This window comes from Streptomyces sp. NPDC001914 (assembly GCF_042891215.1).
Lineage (GTDB): Bacteria > Actinomycetota > Actinomycetes > Streptomycetales > Streptomycetaceae > Streptomyces.
Genome location: NZ_JBIASW010000013.1, coordinates 209,008 through 227,558, shown reverse-complemented (window position 1 = coordinate 227,558; position 18,551 = coordinate 209,008). Strand labels below are relative to the sequence as shown.

The following is an 18,551-nucleotide window of genomic DNA, read 5'->3' as shown; positions in this document are numbered from 1 at the left end:
CCTCGGCACCCGGCGCCGACCCGGACGCGACACCCGCGCCGGGCGGTGCGGGCGCACTCGAAACGCCCGTGCCCGACGGCGCCGACGCACCGGGGACACCCGCGCCCGACGGCACGGGCGCGGCCGAAGCCGCCGCCCCCGGCATCGCCGGCAACCCGGAGGCGGGCGCATGTCGCTGATCACCGCACTCGCCCGGCTGGAGGCCGTCGAGAGCGGCCGGGCGCAGCCCGCCGCCACCGTGCTCCACCGCCATCTCGCCGAACGGCCACTGGTGTTCGTGCCGCTCACCACCGCGGGTGAGGCCGGAGCCCCGCTCGGCGCGCTCGTCGGCACGGACCGGGACGCGCCCCGGCTGCTGGTCGTACCGCAGCCCCGCGACCGCGACCTGCGTTTCGCGTTCCTCGCCGAACTGGCGGACGTCGTCCTGCCGTACATCGACACCTTCGCGGACGTGGTCGAGGCGGCCGAGCGCAGCGAGACCGACCCGGAGACCGGCAAGCGCGTCAAGGTCGAGGTCGAGCTGTGCGCGGACGCGCCGCAGATCATCGTGCCGGGCCGGGCCGGCATCGACTTCGTCCGCCTGCTCGGGCGCTCGACCCGCTTTCGCCGTACCGCCGAGCAGGATCCCGAGACCCCGCATCCGGCGCCTCCCCGGGTGCCGCTGTTCGGGCGCTGGCTGACGCACTTCGGGGAGCGCGCCCGGGTGCCGGGCTCCGCCCTGCTGCTCGCCCTCACCGACGTGCTGTCCCGGCACTGGGCCACCGGTCAGAGCAGCCTGGAGGACCAGCATCTCGGCGCGCTGCTCGCCTGGCTCGATCCGCCGGACGGCGAGCCGGGCGCCGAGGCCGCGGTGCGGGCCGAGCTGCGGCGGGACGCGCGCGGCCAGCTCGTGTGCCCGCCCGCCGGACCGGCCACCGACCCCGCCTTCGACAACGACCTGCTGGCCCCGGCGATCGAACGCTACGACCGCGCGCGGACGGCGCTCGCCGCCGCCGAGGACGGCGTCGAGGCGGACGACCGGCTCGGTGAACTCACCGCGGCGGAGCGGACGATCCGCGAACTGGTCGAGAGCGTCACCCACCCCACCTGGGACGCGGTCTGGCGCGGCCTCGACCTGCTGCGGACGCTGCCGGAAGGGGCGCACGCCGCCGACCGGTGGACCCGCGACCGCTGGTCGTTCACCGGGCACCGCGACCGTGTCGTGGCCGGCGAGCCGCCGCAGCCGCGCCGCGACGACGCGGTCACCGCCGCGAACAAGCTGGCCACGCGCGAGCGGGAGCAGGCCCGGCTGGAGGCGCAGGAGGCCCTCGACGACCCGCTGGTCATGGCGGGCCGTCGACTCGCCGGGGAGGCCTTCGCGGGAGAGGTCACCGAGGTCGTGATGGCGTACGGCGAAGGCAAGCGGCCGAGCCCCCGCCCGCTGGTGACCGTCCGCACGGACGACCGCCCGCACCTGGGGGAACGGGCCAGGGTGTACCGCTCGCTGGGCGGGAAGCCGCAGGCCGCGGAGTTCGTGGGGTACGCCGACGAGGGCACGGCCCTGGTGCTGCGGATCGTCGACAAGATGGGGCGCGGCAAGGAACCCGAGCCCGGGTCCGTGCCGGAGAAGGGGGACGCCGTCTGCTTCACCCTCTTCGAGCACGAGCAGCGCGGCGGGGCCAAGCTGCCCGACCCGGAGGAGACGCCGTGGACGCACGGAGGGCCGCCCGGTGAGCCGGACGCCCTGCCGCTGCCGGACCCGGTGACCGAGGAGGACGTCCTGTGACCGCCGTGTTCGACCCGGGTGCCGAGGCCACCCGTGCCACCGACGCGATCCTGCGCGACACCCTGCACGGCAGCGACCGCGGCGTCGTGGTCGACTCCCCGCCGGGCGCCGGCAAGTCGACCCTCGTCGTCCGGGCCGCTCTGGAACTGGCCGCCGCGGGGCGCCCGTTGATGGTCGTCGCGCAGACGAACGCCCAGGTGGACGACCTGGTGCTGCGGCTCGCGGAGAAGGAGCCGGACCTGCCCGTGGGCCGGCTGCACAGCAGTGACTCCGACCCGTACGACAAGGCGCTCGACGGCCTGGACCAGGTCCGCAAGTCCACGAAGGCGGCGGATCTGGCGGGCCTGGACGTCGTGGTCTCGACGGCGGCGAAGTGGGCCCACGTCAAAGGTGTGGAGCCCTGGCGGCACGCGATCGTCGACGAGGCGTACCAGATGCGCTCGGACTCGCTCCTCGCCGTCGCCGGGCTCTTCGAGCGGGCGCTGTTCGTGGGCGACCCCGGGCAGCTGGACCCGTTCTCGATCGTCGGCGCGGAGCAGTGGGCGGGACTGTCCTACGACCCGTCCGCGTCCGCGGTGTCCACCCTGCTGGCGCACAATCCGCGGCTGCCCCAGCACCGCCTCCCGGTGTCCTGGCGGCTGCCCGCGTCGGCGGCACCCCTGGTCTCGCACGCCTTCTATCCGTACACGCCGTTCCGCAGCGGCACCGGTCACGGCGACCGGCGGCTGAACTTCGGCGTCCCGTCGGACGGTTCGGGCACCGACCGGGTCATCGACGAGGCGGCCGAGTCCGGTTGGGGCCTGCTGGAGCTGCCCGCCCGGCACACTCCGCGCACGGACCCGGAGGCGGTGCACGCCGTGGCCGGGGTCGTACGGCGGCTGCTCGACCGGGGCGGCGCGGCCACCTCGGAGCGGGCGGAGGATCCGGTGCCGCTGACGGCCGAGCGGATCGCCGTCGGCACGGCGCACCGCGACCAGGCCGCGGCCGTGCGGGCGGCGCTGGCCGGTCTCGGCGTCACGGACGTCACCGTGGACACGGCGAACCGGCTCCAGGGACGGGAGTTCGACGTCACGGTCGTCCTGCACCCGCTGTCCGGGCGGCCCGACGCCACGGCCTTCCATCTGGAGACCGGACGTCTGTGCGTCCTCGCTTCCCGGCACCGGCACGCGTGCATCGTGATCTGCCGGGAAGGAATCACGGAGTTGCTGGACGACCACCCGTCGACCGAACCCGTGCAGCTGGGGGTGACCGTGAAGTTTCCGGATGGCTGGGAGGCCAATCATTCGGTGCTGTCGCACCTGGCGGAACACCGGGTGCCCTGGCGGCCCTGAACCCCGTGGCACCGGCGGCACCGCCGGCCCCGCTCCGACGGCCACGAGGCCGGCCGGGGTCCGGGTCCCGGTGGGCGTGCCCTGCCCTTCCGGGCCCACTTGCGCGGGCGCGAGACAATGGACGGTGGCCCTTTTCCGAGAGGGGCCCCGAACCGTACGAGGAGGAGAAGACATGGCGGAGCCCACGCCGCGTCGGAACGAACCGCGGCTACGCCCCGCGCCCCTGCTCTTCGAGCCCGCGGAAGCCGCCGGGGATCCGGAGCATTTCTTCGACCTGGAGTCGATCGACGACCCGCGCGCGCTGCTCGACCGGTCCACGGAACTGGCGCACGCGTTCCGCGCCGCCGCCGACCGCGCCGTCGAGTTCCAGGCCATCGCCGCCGCGCAGCTCGCCGATCCGCGCCGTTTCGACCGGCTCACCACCGCCTCGATCGCCGAGCGCGCCGAGTGGACCGAGGACTACGCGAAGAAGATGGTCGAGTTCGGCCAGGACCTGCTGCGGGGCACGGAGGGCAACGGACACGGTCACGGGGTGACCGACCCGCTCTGACGCGCCCGCCCGGGACGGGGAGCGCCGGAAGCCCCGGTTTCACCCCGTTCCTGGCATATGCCGGGCGGGCAAGATACTCCCCCTCGGCCCCGCCTGTCCCGGTTTCGGGCAACCGTCTGGGACCGGGCGCTCACCGCCGGTAGATGTATGCGGCATGAGCAGCACACGGAACGCGCCGAGCAGCACCCCGCACAGCCCCGGGGCGAGGTCGCCCGAGCGGCTGGACGTCTCCGGTGTCACGGCCGAGGGCGCCGCCTGGCTCGCCTCGGCGGGAACGTATCCGCGCAGCACGCTCGCCCTGTGGCGCGAGCGGCCCGACGCCCCGGTCGTCCTGCTCTGCGGCAGCGCGTTCGACGTCGTCAGCGCCTCGGCCCTCTTCGGGCGGCGGATGCTCGACCGGCTCTGGGAGGAGGGGCCGGGCTCGGGCCCGGTGGCGGCCCACCGCGGGCGGATCCTGCTGTTCGCCGCGCCCGGCACCGCCCAGCGGCTCCCCTCGCTCATGGAGTGGGAGGAATGGGGCGCGGAGCCGGGCGGCCGGGCGGGGCGGTGCCAGGGGGTGCCGCCGCTGCTCTGCCACGGCACCGGGGACGCGGTCACCGTGCCTCCGCTGAACTCCGGGGCCGGCGGGGCCGAGGCCGTCCGGACCGATTCCCGCTGGCTGGTCGCCCCCGACACGCGGCGGCCCTGGCTCCCCGGCCCCGAGATCCTGCTCTGGGCGGCCGTTCGGGCGGCCCGCGCGGCGGCGTCCGCGGCGGTACGGATATCGATTTTTCCTCCCGCCGATCAGGATGCTAAGGTCTACGACGTCAGCAGGCGCCGCTAGCTCAGTTGGTTAGAGCAGCTGACTCTTAATCAGCGGGTCCGGGGTTCGAGTCCCTGGCGGCGCACGCCAACGAGAGCGGGATGATTCGCGGAGACGCGAGCATCCCGCTCTCGTCGTTTCCGCCCCCGCGAGGCCGCTCAGCCTGTCGTGATCCGTACCGTCCAGGCTCCCGAGGCCGACCGGTCCTCCACCTGGACGCGGACGTCCGCGCCCGGCACCTCGAAGCTCTCCCCGAGGCGCACCGGGGCGTCCGCGAGCGGCGGGTACACCGAGTCCTCCCAGCAGGACTCGGAGCCGGGGTGGGCGTCGAGGACCTGGATGGGGCCGCTGCCGGACTCGGTCCGGCTGCGGACCTCATAGACGAGGACGCCCCGCTCGCAGGTCGAGCTGTCGTTGCCCGCCGGTCCTCGGGCCTCCAGGGCGATCGCGCTGTCCGGGCCCGTCGGGACCACCGCCAGTTTGGTACCCGAGCCGGCGCCGAAGGTCTGCGAGCCGGGCGGAGCCGCCACGCCCACCGCGCTCGGGGACACGCTCGGAGCGCGCGTGGACGTCCGCGACCCGCCCGAGGGCACCCGCGGCCCCTGCCAGGCCGCCTTCGCCCCGGCCGTCCCGGCGGCCCTCGTCGCCCCATCAGCCTCAGCGGTCCCGTTCGCCCCGGCTTCCCCAGCGGCCCGGCTCGCTCCGGCAGCCTTGGTGGTTCCGGTCGCCGCGGCAGCCCTGGTGGTCCCGCTCTCCTCGGTGGTTCCGGCCGTCTCGGTGGTCCTGGCCGCCCCGGTAGTCCCGCCCTCACCGGCCTCACCGGCCTCACCGGCCTCACCGGTGGCCCCGTACACCCGGCCCCCTCCGGCGGTCCCGGTCGACCCGGCCTCTCCGGTCACTTCGGCCTCTCCGGTCACCCGGCTCGCCCCGGCCTCTCCAGCGGCCCGGCTCGATCCGGCCTCCCCGGTGGCCCGGCTCGTCCCCGCCTCCCCGGTGGCCCGGCTCGTCCCCGCCTCCCCGGCGGCCGGGCTCGTCCCGCTCGTCCCGGCCGCGCCGGTCACCCCTCCCATGGCCGCCATCCCTCCCGGTCCGTCCTGCCCCTCCGGTCCGTCCTGCCCCTCCGGCGCGGCCGCCCCTGCGGCCGTCATCCCGGTCGGAGGGGCGGCCAGAACCCCGGTACCGGCCGCAGCCCCGACGCTCGCGCCGGCCGAACCGACCGCGGCGCGCGAGGGTCCCGTCTCCAGCGGTTCCAGCGTCAGCCGGGTGGTGCCGGAGCCCAGTACGCACGCCACCTGGCGCGGTTCCAGCCACCCCAGCCGCCACTTGTGCCAGCCGAAGAGGTCGGGGGCGAGGCCGAACTGACTGCCCATGAGGTCCCAGTCGCCCACGTAGGTGTCCCAGTCGCCCTTGCCGTCGGTGGGACGGTGGTAGAGGTCGGGCAGGTCGAAGACATGGCCGGTCTCGTGCGCGAGGACGAGACGGTCCGGCGGATGCTTCTCGAAGACCGTGACGACGCGCCGGATGTCCTTGCCGTCCGCGTGCAGGGGCGTGTCCAGGTTGACGACCTTCGTGGCGTCGGAGTCGACGCCCGGGGCGTCCGGGTCCGCGATGAAGTAGACGACGTCGTAGCGGGAGAAGTCGACCCGCGGGTCGGCCACGGCGAGCGCGTCGCGCAGATAGGCGGCACGGTCACCGGCGTCCCAGTCCCGCTGTATGGCGTACGAGGTGGAGGCGTGCGGCATCTGGATCCAGGCGCGCTGGGGATGCGGCCGGACCGTGAACTTCCCGTACGAGGCCTGCTCGAAGAATCGGCTGGTGGCCGGGAAGTAGTCCCTCGTCAGCTCGGCGGGCGTGGTGCGCGGGGTGGAGTCCGGGAAGGACAGGAAGACCATCACGGCGTCGAGGGGGCGGGTGGGACGCACGTAGGCCGTGTTCCAGGTGTCGGCGCCCTCCGAGTGGTGCGCCGCGGTCCGTGTCAGGGCGCAGGGCGACGTGAGAGGTTCGGCGAGCGCGTGGCCCGGCCCCAGGGAGGTCGCGGCGAGCGCGGTCATCGAGGTGAACATGGCCGCGGTGCTGCGCCAGCGGGGCGCCCCGTCGCGGGCGAGGCCGCGCAGGGCCCCGCGAGCGAGAACCCTCAAGGGGAGCGGACGCGGCACGTCGACCTCCGGATGCGGTTTCGGGACACCGCCTCCAGCCTGATCGCATTTGTATTATTTCGCCCTGTTTGTCTGCACCGGAAGGGTGAGTGCGGGAGCGGGCCGACACCCCCGGACATGCACGGAACGTCACGTGCGGCCGACGGGAGAAGGAACCCGTCCGGATAACAGGCAGAAACGATCTGTCAGAACAGCCGCTTGTTCCTGGACACTGGACAGTGGCTGCACCGTTTCGGGGGCAGCCTCTATGATCGGCACACTTTCCTGCACGGACACGGCTTGTGCGGCCGCCCATGACCGGCCGACCGCCCCGAGAGACCCATACGAAGAACGAGTGCACTGCGGGAGCGAACGGTGAGCGGAACGTCCGAAGGGCCGGCGCCCGCGGGAGACCTCCTCCGGCCGGCCGTCACAGAACGTCACGTAAACACGTCTTCTCGTACGTCCGCCGGGACCTCTCCCGGCCCACTCGCCCCTTCCGTACCGTCCGTGTCGCCGGGGCCGCCTTCCGGGACCCCCGCGCCCCCGGCGGTGGCCGACGGAACGTCACTCCGCACCTTCCACGCGGCGTTCGCCACCGCCCCCCTCGCGATGGCGGTCGTCGACCGCGACGGTCTCGTCGTCACCGCCAACGAGGCGCTGGGCACGCTGCTGGGCGCCGGGACGCGGACACTCGTCGGACGGACCGCCGCCGACCTGGTGGACCTGGCCTCCGACGCCCGGACCTGGCACGCGTACCGGGAGATGCTGGGCGGCAGCCAGGCCCGGCTGCGCTGCACCCGCCGGCTCAAGCACCCGGACGGCCACGTCATCTGGGCGCAGGTCACGATCGCGCCGCTGCCCCCGCAGGAACGGGCGGTCCTGATCTCGGTCACCGACATCGGCGCACGGCGTGAACTCCAGGCGAGGCTGCGCCACTTGCAGATGCACGACCCGGTGACCCGGCTGCCCAACCGCACCCTGTTCTTCGAGCGGCTGTCGGCGGCGCTGGAGACGGAGGCGTACGAGGAGTGCGGAACCGGCCGGATCGGGCTGTGCTATCTGGACCTGGACGGGTTCAAGGCGGTCAACGACACCCTCGGCCACCGGGTCGGGGACCGGCTGCTCGCGGCCGTCGCGGAACGTCTGACGCGCTGTGCCGAGGAGGCCGGTCTCACGCGGGCGGCCGCTCCCCTGGTGGCGCGGCTGGGCGGGGACGAGTTCGCCCTGCTCGTCGAGGACTCCACGGGCACCGACCAGTTGGCGGATCTCGCCGAGTCCGTGCTGAAGGCGCTGCAGGCGCCCTTCGACCTGTCGGGGCAGCGGTTGTCCCTGTCGGCGTCCATCGGGGTCGTCGAGCGGCGCGCCACCGGCACCACCGCGACCGGTCTGATGCAGGCCGCGGACACGACGCTGTACTGGGCGAAGGCGGACGGCAAGGGCCGCTGGACGCTCTTCGACCCGGAGCGCAACGCGCACCGCATGACCCGCCAGGCCCTGTCGTCCACCCTCCGCTCGGCCGTCGAACGGGGTGAATTCACCCTGGAGTACCAGCCGTTGGTGGGCATGGAGGACGGAGGTGTGCACGGCGTCGAGGCACTCGTCCGCTGGAACCACCCGCGGTTCGGGACGCTCACACCGAACCGGTTCATCGGACTGGCCGAGGAGAACGGCTCGATCGTCCAGCTCGGCCGCTGGGTGCTGGCCACCGCCTGCCGCCAGGCGCGCCGTTGGCAGCTCGACCGCCCGGACGCCCCGCCGATCTTCGTCAGTGTCAATGTCGCCGTGCGCCAGGTCTGGGACTCCGACCTCGTGGCGGACGTGGCGAAGATCCTGGCGGAGACCGGACTGCCCCCGCATCTGCTGCAGTTGGAGCTGACGGAGTCGGCGGTGATGGGCTCGGCGGGCCGTCCGCTCCAGGCACTGCAGGCCCTCAGCGACATGGGGGTCCGCATCGCCATCGACGACTTCGGCACCGGCTACTCGAACCTCGCCTACCTGAGCAGGCTCCCGGTGTCGGTGCTGAAGCTGGACGGCTCCTTCGTCCGCGGCTTCCAGTACGAGAACGCCGACGGTTCGTCCGCCCACCCGAACCCGGCCGACGAGGTCATCGTCGAGGCGCTCATCCAGCTCGCCCACCGGCTCGGCCTGACGGTCACCGCCGAGTGCGTGGAGACCGCCTCGCAGGCCTCACGGCTGCGCGGGATCGGCTGCGACACCGGCCAGGGCTGGCTGTACTCCCGGCCGGTGACGCCGGAACGCATCTCCGCGCTCCTGATGTCGGCGACCTGCCCTCAGGCCTCGGCGGCCGGCAACCCGTAGGCGTCCGCGATCAGTTCGTACGAGCGCAGCCGTACGTCGCCGCCGTGCGCGTTGCCCGTGAGCATCAACTCGTCGGCGCCGGTGCGTTTCTGGAGGTCGTCGAGGCCGGCGCGCACCTCGTCGGCGGTGCCGTGGATGACGTTGGCGTTCCAGGAACCGACGAACTCCCGCTCCATCGCGCTGAATTCGTACGCCTCGGCCTCCTCCGGGGTGGGCACGAGTCCGGGACGCCCGGTGCGCAGCCGGACCATGCTCAGGGCGGCCGCCAGCACCTGGCGGCGGGCCTCCTTCTCATCGTCCGCGGCGAGGGCGGAGACGCCGATGAGGGCGTACGGGGCGTCGAGGACCGCGCTCGGCCGGAAGGACTCGCGGTAGAGGTCGAGGGCCGGGATCGTGTTCTGCGCCGAGAAGTGGTGTGCGAAGGCGAACGGGAGGCCGAGGACGCCGGCGAGACGGGCGCTGAAGCCGGAGGAGCCGAGCAGCCAGACCGGGGGCCGGTGCGGGGACTGGACACCGCCCGGCGAGGTCGCCTGGACGGGCCCGGGGACGGCGTGGATCCGGGCGTAGGGGTGGCCGTCGGGGAAGTCGTCGTCCAGGAAGCGGACGAGTTCCGCGAGCTGTTCGGGGAAGTCGTCCGCGCCCTCGCCCAGGCGCTGGGTGCGGCGCAGCGCGGCCGCCGTCGCCCCGTCCGTGCCGGGGGCCCTGCCGAGGCCCAGGTCGATGCGGCGCGGGGCCATCGCCTCCAGGGTGCCGAACTGCTCCGCGATGACCAGCGGGGCGTGGTTGGGGAGCATCACTCCGCCGGAGCCCAGCCGGATGCGGTCGGTGTGGGCGGCCAGGTGGGCGAGGATCACCGCGGGCGAGGAGCTGGCCACGCCCGGCATGGAGTGGTGTTCGGCCACCCAGTAGCGGTGGAAGCCGCGGGATTCGGCGAGGCGGGCGATCTCGACACTCGTGCGGAGGGCGTCGGTCGCGGTGCGGCCCGCGCCCACGGTGACCAGGTCCAGTACGGACAGGGGGACGGGGGCGGTGCCCTTTGCCTTGCCGCGGATCTCGTCCGTCTCGGGCGTTTCGTCCACCGGGGGTGCCTCCTGTTGTGTACCGGTCGCTGTCCTCACGTCGGTAACAGGAGGCCGTCTCCGCTTATTCCCGCGGGGCGGGGTCCGGAACGTGCCCTCGGGTGGGGCTGGGGCGTTGATTCGCCCCCTCCGCCCCTACCCGTCCCGTACCCGGGGGCTCCGCCCCCGGACCCCCGCTCCTCAAACGCCGGAGGGGCTGGATCTTCGCGCTGGAGGGGCGCACCGGACCCTTCTCACACCTGGACCAGCGGTTCTCGGGTGAAGAGGGTGCCGAGGTCGGGGGCGTTCACCCTGCGGTCCGTCAGGCGCAGGGCCTCCCAGACCGTGACCTGGTGGGCGGTGAGGACCGGTTTGGCGAGGTCCTTCTCCAGGGCCGTGAGGTGGGCGGCGGTGTGCAGGGCCGTGTCGGGGAGGAGGACGGCGTCGGCGTCCGGGTGGTCCGCCTCCCGGGCCAGCGCGAGGACCCGGCCGTAGTCCCGGCCGGCGAGCTCGGCGGGAGTGGCGGCGCCGGAGCCGCGGACCGCGACCACCTCCGTGCCGGTCTCCCCCAGGAACTCCGCGAAGAGTCCCGCCACGTCGTCGGAAAGGGCCGCCCCGATCGCGACCCGGTCCGCGCCGATCTCCCGCACCGCGTGCGCGAAGGCGAAGGCCGTCGAGGAGGCCGGCAGCCCGGCCGCCATGGCCAGGCCGCGGACCTGCTCATGGGCGCCCTGCACCCCGTGCACGAAGCTGCCGCTCGCGGACGCCCAGACCACCGCCTCCGCGCCGGACAGGCGCAGCTCCTCGACACCTGCCGCGAGTCGCTGTACCGAGCCCATGGCGCGGAGCGCTTCCACGCTGTGCGGGTCCTCGTCCAGGTCCGTGTGGACGACGGTCAGACGGATGTCGCTGCCGAGGAGCTGCTCGATGCGCGGGTAGTCGTCCTCGGCCGCGCGTCCGGGATGGAGGAATCCGAGTGCGGTCATGCCCAACCTTCCTGTTCATGGCGAAGTACGGGTCCCCGCCGGGCGGCCCGGTCAATCAGCCGCCGCCGAGGGCCCACCGCCCGGGTACCCGGTTGGCGCAGCGCCGCCCCTTTTCTCCACCTGGTTGGCCGAGATCACCGGTTCGCGGGGGGTTCGCCACCGGCCGGGGGACGACGTCGTACGCCGGTGTTGACGGCCGCGGGTTCGGGTGCGAGCGTGGTCGGTCCCCTTGCGAAAGGGTTTCCCCTGATGAACGCCCGTACGTTCCCCGGTGCGCCCCGCCCGTCGGGACCGGCCACCCTGCTCGTCCTGGACGCCGACCCGCTCCCCCGGCTGGGCCGGCTCACCGGCCGGGTGCGGATCGAGCACGCCGACGATTCCACGCTCGCGGAGAAGCTGCCGGACGCGGACGTGCTGCTCGTGTGGGACTTCGCCTCGGGGGCCGTACGCCGTGCCTGGCCGGGCGAGGGACCCCGGCCGCGCTGGGTGCACGCCGCGAGCGCGGGCGTGGACCATCTGATGTGTCCCGAGCTCGCCGCGTCCGACACGGTGGTGACCAACGCGCGCGGCGTCTTCGACCGGCCGATCGCCGAGTACGTGGCCGCCCTGGTCCTCGCCATGGCGAAGGACCTGCCGCGGACCTGGGACCTGCAGCGCCGCCACGAGTGGCGGCACCGCGAAGCGCAGCGGGTGGCGGGGACCCGCGCCTGCGTGGTCGGGTCGGGGCCGATCGGGCGGGCGATCGCGCGCACGCTCAAGGCACTCGACGTCACCACGGCGCTGGTGGGACGCGTCCCGCGCACCGGTGTCCACGGTCCCGGGGAGCTGGACCGGCTGATGGCGCGCGCCGACTGGGTGGTGTCCGCGGCGCCGCTCACCGCGGAGACGCGCGGCATGTTCGACGCCCGGCGCTTCGGGATGATGCAGCCCTCGGCCCGCTTCATCAATGTCGGGCGCGGCCCGCTCGTGGTGGAGGAGGCGCTGGCCGAGGCACTGTCGAAGCGCTGGATCGCGGGCGCGGCCCTCGACGTATTCGAGCACGAACCGCTCGGCCGGGACAGCCCGTTGTGGGACGTCCCGGGTCTGATCGTGTCGCCGCACATGAGCGGGGACACGGTCGGCTGGCGGGACGAACTGGGCGCGCAGTTCGTGGAGTTGTACGAGCGCTGGGCCGCCGGCAAGCCGCTGTCGAACGTGGTCGACAAGCGGCGCGGGTACGTGCCGGGGCACTGAACCGCCCCGGGAGGGACGGGCCGGAACCGGCCGGGCCGACGCTGCTACAACTCACCGGCTGCCACCGCAAGGGCGAATCCGGCCCGCATACATCGCATGGTCCCGGGTAGCCGCGCCGCCATGGCTCCACCACTTGGGAAAACATGTGCGAACGCAATGGGACACGACAGACCGCGGTCCGGGACGACCCGCCGGTCGCTGCTCGCGGGGGTGGCGGCGCTCGGCGCGCTCGGTGCCGCCGGATGCAGCCGCGTGGCCACGGCGGCGCCGTCGGACGGCGGTGATCTCCTCGGCCGGCTGAGGGCGCAGGGCGTCGTCCGGCTCGGCATCGCGGGCGAGATCCCGTTCGGCTACATCGACCGGGACGGCCGGCTCACCGGAGAGGCACCGGAACTCGCGAGAGTCGTCTTCAAGCGGCTCGGCGTCGACCGCGTCCAGCCGGTGCCGACCGAGTTCGGCTCCCTCATACCCGGGCTCAACTCGAAGCAGTTCGACGTCGTCTCGGCCGGGATGTACATCAACGCCGAGCGCTGCGAGCAGGTCATCTTCGCCGACCCCGACTACCAGATGCTCGACGCGTTCATCGTGCGCAAGGGCAACCCGAAGGGGCTGCACGACTACCGGGACGTCGTGGCGAAGAAGGCCAGGTTCGCGACCGGCACCGGCTACGCGGAGATCCAGTACGCGGTCGAGGCCGGGTACAAGGAGAGCGACATCCTCGTCGTGCCCGACCAGGTGGCCGGGCTGAACGCGGTCGAGGCGGGGCGCGCCGACGTCTTCGCGGGGACGGCGCTGACCGTCCGCGAGGTGGTGCGGAGGTCCGCGAAGGCCGAGAGCACCAAGGCCTTCGCGCCCCTGGTCAAGGGCGAGAAGCACGTCGACGGCGGCGGTTTCGCGTTCCGTTCGCCGGAGACGCGGCTGCGGGACGCCTTCAACGTCGAGCTGCGGAAGATGAAGGAGAGCGGCGAACTCTTCCGCATCCTGCGGCCGTTCGGCTTCACCAGGGCCGAGATGACCGACATGACCGCGAAGGAGCTGTGCCGCGGATGACATCGGGACTCTGGAAACTCGTCCTCGAAGGGATCTGGGTCACCGTCCAACTGCTGTTCCTCAGCGCATTGTTGGCCGGAGCCATGTCCTTCCTCGCAGGAATCGCCCGTACCTCCCGGTCGTGGATCGTCCGCTTCCTCGCGGGCTTCTACACCGAGGTGTTCCGCGGCACCTCCGCGCTGATCATGATCTTCTGGGTGTACTTCGTGCTGCCGCTCGCCTTCGGCTGGCAGCTCGTCCCGCTGTGGGCGGGCACGCTGGCGCTCGGGCTGACGTACGGGGCGTACGGATCGGAGATCGTGCGGGGCGCGCTCAACGCGGTCGATCCGGCGCAGCGCGAGGGCGGCATCGCGCTCAGCCTCACGCCCTGGCAGCGGATGCGGCTGATCCTGCTGCCGCAGGCGGTGCCCGAGATGATCCCGCCCTTCTCCAACCTGCTGGTGGAACTGCTCAAGGGCACGGCTCTCGTCTCCGTGATGGGGATGGGCGATCTGACCTTCAGCGCCAACCTGGTTCGGCTCGCCCTTCAGGAGAGCGCGGAGGTCTACACGTACGTACTGCTCATCTACTTCGTCATCGCCTTCCTGCTCACCCGGCTCATGCGCGGTCTGGAGAAGCGGCTGAAGGCCGGGGTCGGCGGGGCGCCGGACGGCACGCCGACCCGCGAGACGAAGCGGGCCGCCACGGCCGGTGCCGGTGCGGCCACGGGCGGAGGTGCCTCATGAGCACCGCCCCCTTCACGGAGACGACGATCGGTGGTGCCGCATGACCTGGGACTGGAACGCCGTCGGCGACTTCATGCCGCACTTCTGGGACGGTCTGCTGGTCACGCTCAAGGCGCTGGCCCTCGGCTCGGTGATCTCGTTCGTGCTCGGCCTGGTGTGGGCGCTGCTGATGCGGGCGCCGACGCGCTGGGTGCGCTGGCCGGTCGGGGTGGCCACCGAGTTCGTCCGCAACACCCCGCTGCTGGTGCAGCTCTTCTTCCTCTTCTACGTGCTGCCCGAGTGGAACATCACGTTCTCCGCCATGACCACCGGTGTGATCGCGATCGGGCTGCACTACTCGACGTACACGATGCAGGTCTACCGGGCCGGTATCGAGGGCGTGCCCGCCGGACAGTGGGAGGCGGCCACGGCACTCGGCCTGCCCGCGCGGCGCACCTGGACGGCGGTGATCCTGCCGCAGGCGGTCCGCCGTGTGGTGCCGGCGCTCGGCAACTACGTCATCGCGATGCTCAAGGACACCCCGATGCTGATGACGATCACCGTGCTGGAGATGCTCGGCGAGGCGCGGCTGTACTCGCAGCAGCACTTCCAGTTCACGGAGCCCCTCACCGTCATCGGCGTGGCCTTCATCCTCATTTCCTATCCGGCTTCCCTGCTGCTGCGAGCCCTGGAGCGACGCCTTGTCCGCTGAGACGAACACCGACACGAGTCCCCTGAACGACCTCGCCAACCCCCCGGTGGACGGCAGCGAGCTGATCCGCTTCGACCAGGTCACCAAGCGCTTCGGGGACAACACCGTCCTCGACCATCTCGACTTCCGCGTCGACTCCGGCAAGCACGTCACGCTGATCGGCCCGTCCGGTTCCGGCAAGACGACGATCCTTCGGCTGCTGATGACGCTGACCCGGCCGGACGAGGGCACGATCACGGTCGCCGGGGACCGGCTCTTCCCCGCGCCGGGGAAGCAGGTCCGCGAGGTCCGCAAGAAGATCGGGATGGTCTTCCAGCAGTTCAACCTGTTCCCGAACATGAGCGTGCTCAGGAACGTCACCGAGGCGCCCGTGACCGTCCTCGGCCTGTCCCGGGACGAGGCCGAGGAACGGGCCCGCGGGCTGCTGGACCTGGTCGGTCTCGCGGACAAGTGCGACGCGCGGCCGGGCCGGCTGTCCGGCGGCCAGCAGCAGCGCGTGGCGATCGCCCGCGCGCTGGCGATGCGCCCGCAGGTGCTGCTGCTGGACGAGGTGACGTCCGCCCTCGACCCCGAACTGGTCGCGGGCGTCCTCGACGTCCTGCGCGACATCGCCCGCACCACGGACATCACGATGCTCTGTGTGACCCATGAGATGAATTTCGCCAGGGACATCTCGGACCAGGTGCTGATGTTCGATTCTGGTCATGTCATCGAGTCCGGCCCGCCGGAGAAGATCTTCAGCGACCCGGAGCACGAGCGGACCAGGGAATTCCTCGGCGCGGTGCTCTGAGGGGCGCCGCGGACGAGGCATGAAGGGAAGGGCGCGGGGCAAGGCACGAGGTCGGGCGGCCGGGACATGCCCGAAGTGCCATGCCTTTGGCATATGCCAGGGTGGTGCGCTCCTGCTGAGAGGCGTGGAGCGCACCACCAATCTCGTCAACGGACCGCCACAGACGGCGTCTTGACCGTTATCGTGTAGAGAGCCCAGGTGTCCGGGCCGACGTCATTTTTGAGCCGGGCCATGAAGCGCAGGGGGAAACCGTGGCGCTGATGAACGAGCCGACCGCGCCGTACCACTCGGCCCAGGACGCGCTGCGCGTCCTGGAGACGGTGTCGCAGCACACCACCGGCGTCACCACGACCGAACTCGCCCGCAGGTCGGGCCTCGGCGCCGACCGGCTGACCGCACTGCTGCGCATGCTGCGCCGGGAGGGCTACGTCGAGCAGGTCGCGGACGGCGCGTACGTCACCGGCGCCGCCCTCGGCCGTCTCGGTTCCGCCCACGGCCGCGAGCAGGCGCTGCGCGACAAGCTCCAGCAGACCATCGACCGGCTCCGCGACTCGGTCGGCGCCGCCATCTACATCAGCCGCTACATCGACGGCGAGGTCCACGTCACCCAGTACGCGGAGAGCCCGTCCACCCCCGCGGTCAACGAATGGGTCGACTTCCGCTCCTCCGCGCACGCCAGCGCGGTCGGCAAGAGCCTTCTCGGCCAGCTCGACCACAACGGCCGGCGCGACCACCTCGCCCGCCACAAGATGGCCCGGCTCACCTCGCGGACCATCACCAGCGAGCGGCTCCTGCTCTCCCGTCTCGACTCCCAGCCGGCCACCGTGCCCGTGCTCGACCTCCAGGAGTACGCGATCGGCACGGTCTGCGCGGCCGTCCCGATCACCGCCGGCTCCTCCGTCGGCTGCCTCGCCCTCTCCCTCCCGGTCGAACACGCCCACCGGCTCCGCCGCGCCGCGGACACGCTGAACCGCGAGGCGACCCCGGTGCTGCTCTCCCTCGCGATCTGACGGCCGCCACCGCGCCGGGCCCCGCCCGGCGCGCAGGGGCCCGCACGAGTGGTCCTCGCGCGTGGTCCGCGCGGCTGGTCGGAAGCACCCCCACGGACCAGGTAGTATTTCTTTTGTCGCCGGCCGCGGAAGCGGAAGGCGAGAGTCATGCGCCGCTAGCTCAGTTGGTTAGAGCAGCTGACTCTTAATCAGCGGGTCCGGGGTTCGAGTCCCTGGCGGCGCACTTCGGTGAAGGCCCTCCACATCAGTGGGGGGCCTTCACGCATGTCCGGGACTCCCGGGAATCCCGGAAGCCCGCCGTCACCTCCCGGTCCGCCGGGCCGTCATCCCCCGGCCGGCCCCTCCACGACGAACTCGGTCAGCACCCGCGCCAGCAGCTCCGGATCCCGTGCCCCGCACAGTTCGCGCGCCGAGTGCATCGACAGCCCGGCCACCCCCACGTCGACCGTCGTCACGCCGAGGCGGGCGGCGATGACCGGACCGATCGACGTGCCGCAGGGCATCGCGTTGTTCGAGACGAACGGCTGATACGGCACCCCGGCCCGTTCGCACGCGGCGGCGAAGGCGGCGACCCCGACGCCGTCGCTCGCGTACCGCTGATTGACATTGACCTTGATCACGGGGCCGCCGTTGGGCAGGGGACGGTGATCCGGGTCGTGCCGCTCGGCGTAGTTGGGGTGGACCGCGTGGGTCATGTCGGAGGAGACGCACAGGGCACCGGCGAGGGCCCGGTCGAAGTCGTCCCGCCCGCCGCCCCGGGCCGTCACGGCGCGGCCGAGCACCCGCTCCAGGAAGGGGCTCTCGGCTCCGGACTCCGATCCGTTGCCGACCTCCTCGTGGTCGAAGGCGGCGAGCACCGGTATGGACGCGGGCGGCCGTTCCGATCCGGCCGCGGCGACCAGGGCGGCGACGCCGGCGTGCACCGAGATCTGGTTGTCGAGGCGCGGCGCGACGATGAACTCGTCCTCCGCGCCCAGGTATCCGGGCCGCTGGACGTCGTGCAGCATCAGATCCCAGCCGAGGACCTCCGAGGCGTCGGTGCCCGCCTCGTCCGCGATCCGGCCGAGCAGCGCGCCGGGCGCGGAGCCGCCGAGGCCCCACAGCGGGGTCATGTGCCGCTGCCGGTCCAGGGCGAGCCCCTCGTTCACGGTCCGGTCGAGGTGGATGGCGAGTTGCGGCACCCGCAGCAGCGGCCTGTCGACACGGACCAGCCGGGTCGAACCGTCACGCAGGACCAGCCGCCCCGACACGCCGAGGTCCCGGTCGAGCCAGGTGTTGAGCGGCACCGCGCCGTAGATCTCCACGGCGATCTGCCGCCACCCCGCCGAGCCGGTGTCCGGTCTGGGCTTGACCCGCAGGTTCGGTGAGTCGGTGTGCGTGCCGACGATCCGGAACGGTGTGCCGGCGGGGGCGCCAGGCGGGACGTACCAGGCGACCAGCGCCCCTCCGCGTACGACATAGCGGCCCCCCTCGGCGCCGGCCGTCCACTCGTCCCGCTCACGCAGCTCCGAGAACCCCGCCTTCTCCAGGCGCTGGGCCGCGCTCGCCACCACGTGGTACGGCGAGGGGCTGGCCCGGACGAAGCCGAGCAGGTCGTCGTTGTGTGCGCGGTCTAGCGGGTCATGCGTGGGGGACATGATGGCCTTTCGGATGCCGTCTGAGGAGTGGGGGTGGGGGCGTCGGACCCGTCCCGCGGGGCACACGGGACGGCGGGGGCGACAGCCCTCCCGGGGGCGGCCTGGGTCGCAGGGGCATGACAAATACCCGGCCGGGCCCGGACCCCGGCACCGGCGGCACGACCGACGTCGGCGACGTCGGCGACGACACGGCCGGTGTCACCGGCGCGGACGCGAGCCGGGGCGGCATCGCCCCGCGGCTTGCGTGTCCGCGACCCGGATCAGGCAACGCAACACCCTTCTTCCCTCGGCTCGGGCCTCTGGCGCACAGGCTCCTCGGCACACGTGCCCGGATATCCTCCCCGCGGAATGCGGCCGGGATGCCTCGTGTCGCCACCGTTCGCACGGCACCGCGGGACACCGCCGGCCCGCGCGGACCGTCCGGGACGGACGCCGCAGGCCACCGGACCGTCCGGAACGACGGTCA

Annotated in this window: 14 protein-coding genes, 2 tRNA genes and 2 pseudogenes; 13 read left to right on the top strand and 5 right to left on the bottom strand. The window is 72.8% G+C overall.

The genetic code is table 11. The annotated features are described in order from the left end of the window. Nucleotides 1-169: 169 nt before the first annotated feature. From ACFYYF_RS31150 to ACFYYF_RS31130, 5 genes are all read left to right on the top strand, one after another. A complete protein-coding gene (locus ACFYYF_RS31150; RefSeq protein ID WP_388780811.1) occupies nucleotides 170-1,765 on the top strand; it encodes a hypothetical protein in 1,596 nt (531 codons plus the stop codon). Beyond that, nucleotides 1,762-3,096, top strand: a complete 1,335-nt coding sequence (locus ACFYYF_RS31145; RefSeq protein ID WP_365484437.1) for an AAA domain-containing protein — start codon at nucleotides 1,762-1,764, stop codon at nucleotides 3,094-3,096. Before ACFYYF_RS31150 ends, ACFYYF_RS31145 begins: the two co-directional genes overlap by 4 nt. Nucleotides 3,097-3,268: 172 nt before the next feature. Further along, the gene (locus tag ACFYYF_RS31140) at nucleotides 3,269-3,646 is read left to right on the top strand and encodes a hypothetical protein (protein WP_328452125.1); all 378 of its coding nucleotides are present in this window, start codon (nucleotides 3,269-3,271) and stop codon (nucleotides 3,644-3,646) included. Nucleotides 3,647-3,800: 154 nt separating this feature from the next. Continuing rightward, a complete protein-coding gene (locus ACFYYF_RS31135) occupies nucleotides 3,801-4,469 on the top strand; it encodes a bifunctional DNA primase/polymerase (RefSeq protein WP_361681702.1) in 669 nt (222 codons plus the stop codon). Beyond that, a tRNA-Lys gene (locus ACFYYF_RS31130) sits at nucleotides 4,460-4,533 on the top strand. The genes ACFYYF_RS31135 and ACFYYF_RS31130 overlap by 10 nt, the downstream gene beginning before the upstream one ends. A gap of 73 nt (nucleotides 4,534-4,606) precedes the next feature. Here ACFYYF_RS31130 and ACFYYF_RS31125 read toward each other — a convergent pair. Continuing rightward, nucleotides 4,607-4,957 (bottom strand): annotated as a pseudogene (locus ACFYYF_RS31125) (peptidase M6); the annotation flags it as partial. A gap of 669 nt (nucleotides 4,958-5,626) precedes the next feature. Further along, nucleotides 5,627-6,604 (bottom strand): annotated as a pseudogene (locus tag ACFYYF_RS31120) (M6 family metalloprotease domain-containing protein); the annotation flags it as partial. A gap of 354 nt (nucleotides 6,605-6,958) precedes the next feature. Here ACFYYF_RS31120 and ACFYYF_RS31115 point away from each other — a divergent pair. Next, the gene (locus ACFYYF_RS31115; RefSeq protein WP_388780810.1) at nucleotides 6,959-8,905 is read left to right on the top strand and encodes a putative bifunctional diguanylate cyclase/phosphodiesterase; all 1,947 of its coding nucleotides are present in this window, start codon (nucleotides 6,959-6,961) and stop codon (nucleotides 8,903-8,905) included. On the opposite strand, the gene ACFYYF_RS31110 is transcribed toward ACFYYF_RS31115, so the two are convergent. Next, a complete protein-coding gene (locus tag ACFYYF_RS31110) occupies nucleotides 8,878-9,984 on the bottom strand; it encodes an LLM class flavin-dependent oxidoreductase (RefSeq protein WP_388780809.1) in 1,107 nt (368 codons plus the stop codon). The two genes, ACFYYF_RS31115 and ACFYYF_RS31110, sit on opposite strands and share 28 nt — an antisense overlap. A 233-nt stretch (nucleotides 9,985-10,217) precedes the next feature. Next, a complete protein-coding gene (locus ACFYYF_RS31105) occupies nucleotides 10,218-10,949 on the bottom strand; it encodes a decarboxylase (protein ID WP_388780808.1) in 732 nt (243 codons plus the stop codon). A gap of 249 nt (nucleotides 10,950-11,198) precedes the next feature. Between ACFYYF_RS31105 and ACFYYF_RS31100 the strand changes: the two genes are divergently transcribed. From ACFYYF_RS31100 to ACFYYF_RS31070, 7 genes are all read left to right on the top strand, one after another. Further along, nucleotides 11,199-12,182: a D-2-hydroxyacid dehydrogenase gene (locus ACFYYF_RS31100; RefSeq protein WP_388780807.1), complete on the top strand. Its 984-nt coding sequence runs from the start codon at nucleotides 11,199-11,201 to the stop codon at nucleotides 12,180-12,182. Nucleotides 12,183-12,302: 120 nt separating this feature from the next. Beyond that, nucleotides 12,303-13,232, top strand: a complete 930-nt coding sequence (gene ehuB / locus ACFYYF_RS31095; RefSeq protein ID WP_388780806.1) for an ectoine/hydroxyectoine ABC transporter substrate-binding protein EhuB — start codon at nucleotides 12,303-12,305, stop codon at nucleotides 13,230-13,232. Then, nucleotides 13,229-13,957: an ectoine/hydroxyectoine ABC transporter permease subunit EhuC gene (ehuC, locus tag ACFYYF_RS31090; protein WP_388780805.1), complete on the top strand. Its 729-nt coding sequence runs from the start codon at nucleotides 13,229-13,231 to the stop codon at nucleotides 13,955-13,957. Before ehuB ends, ehuC begins: the two co-directional genes overlap by 4 nt. A 40-nt stretch (nucleotides 13,958-13,997) precedes the next feature. Continuing rightward, nucleotides 13,998-14,648 carry an ectoine/hydroxyectoine ABC transporter permease subunit EhuD gene (ehuD, locus tag ACFYYF_RS31085; RefSeq protein WP_388780804.1) on the top strand — a complete coding sequence of 217 codons (651 nt, stop codon included), beginning with the start codon at nucleotides 13,998-14,000 and terminating at the stop codon, nucleotides 14,646-14,648. Beyond that, a complete protein-coding gene (locus tag ACFYYF_RS31080) occupies nucleotides 14,638-15,438 on the top strand; it encodes an amino acid ABC transporter ATP-binding protein (RefSeq protein ID WP_388780803.1) in 801 nt (266 codons plus the stop codon). The genes ehuD and ACFYYF_RS31080 overlap by 11 nt, the downstream gene beginning before the upstream one ends. Nucleotides 15,439-15,689: 251 nt before the next feature. After that, nucleotides 15,690-16,448 (top strand): IclR family transcriptional regulator C-terminal domain-containing protein, encoded by a 759-nt coding sequence (locus ACFYYF_RS31075; RefSeq protein ID WP_361681678.1) that lies wholly within the window; start codon nucleotides 15,690-15,692, stop codon nucleotides 16,446-16,448. Nucleotides 16,449-16,597: 149 nt separating this feature from the next. Further along, a tRNA-Lys gene (locus ACFYYF_RS31070) sits at nucleotides 16,598-16,671 on the top strand. Between the two features lie 100 nt (nucleotides 16,672-16,771). Here ACFYYF_RS31070 and ACFYYF_RS31065 read toward each other — a convergent pair. After that, the gene (locus ACFYYF_RS31065) at nucleotides 16,772-18,085 is read right to left on the bottom strand and encodes a M18 family aminopeptidase (protein WP_388780802.1); all 1,314 of its coding nucleotides are present in this window, start codon (nucleotides 18,083-18,085) and stop codon (nucleotides 16,772-16,774) included. Between the last annotated feature and the right edge of the window lie 466 nt (nucleotides 18,086-18,551).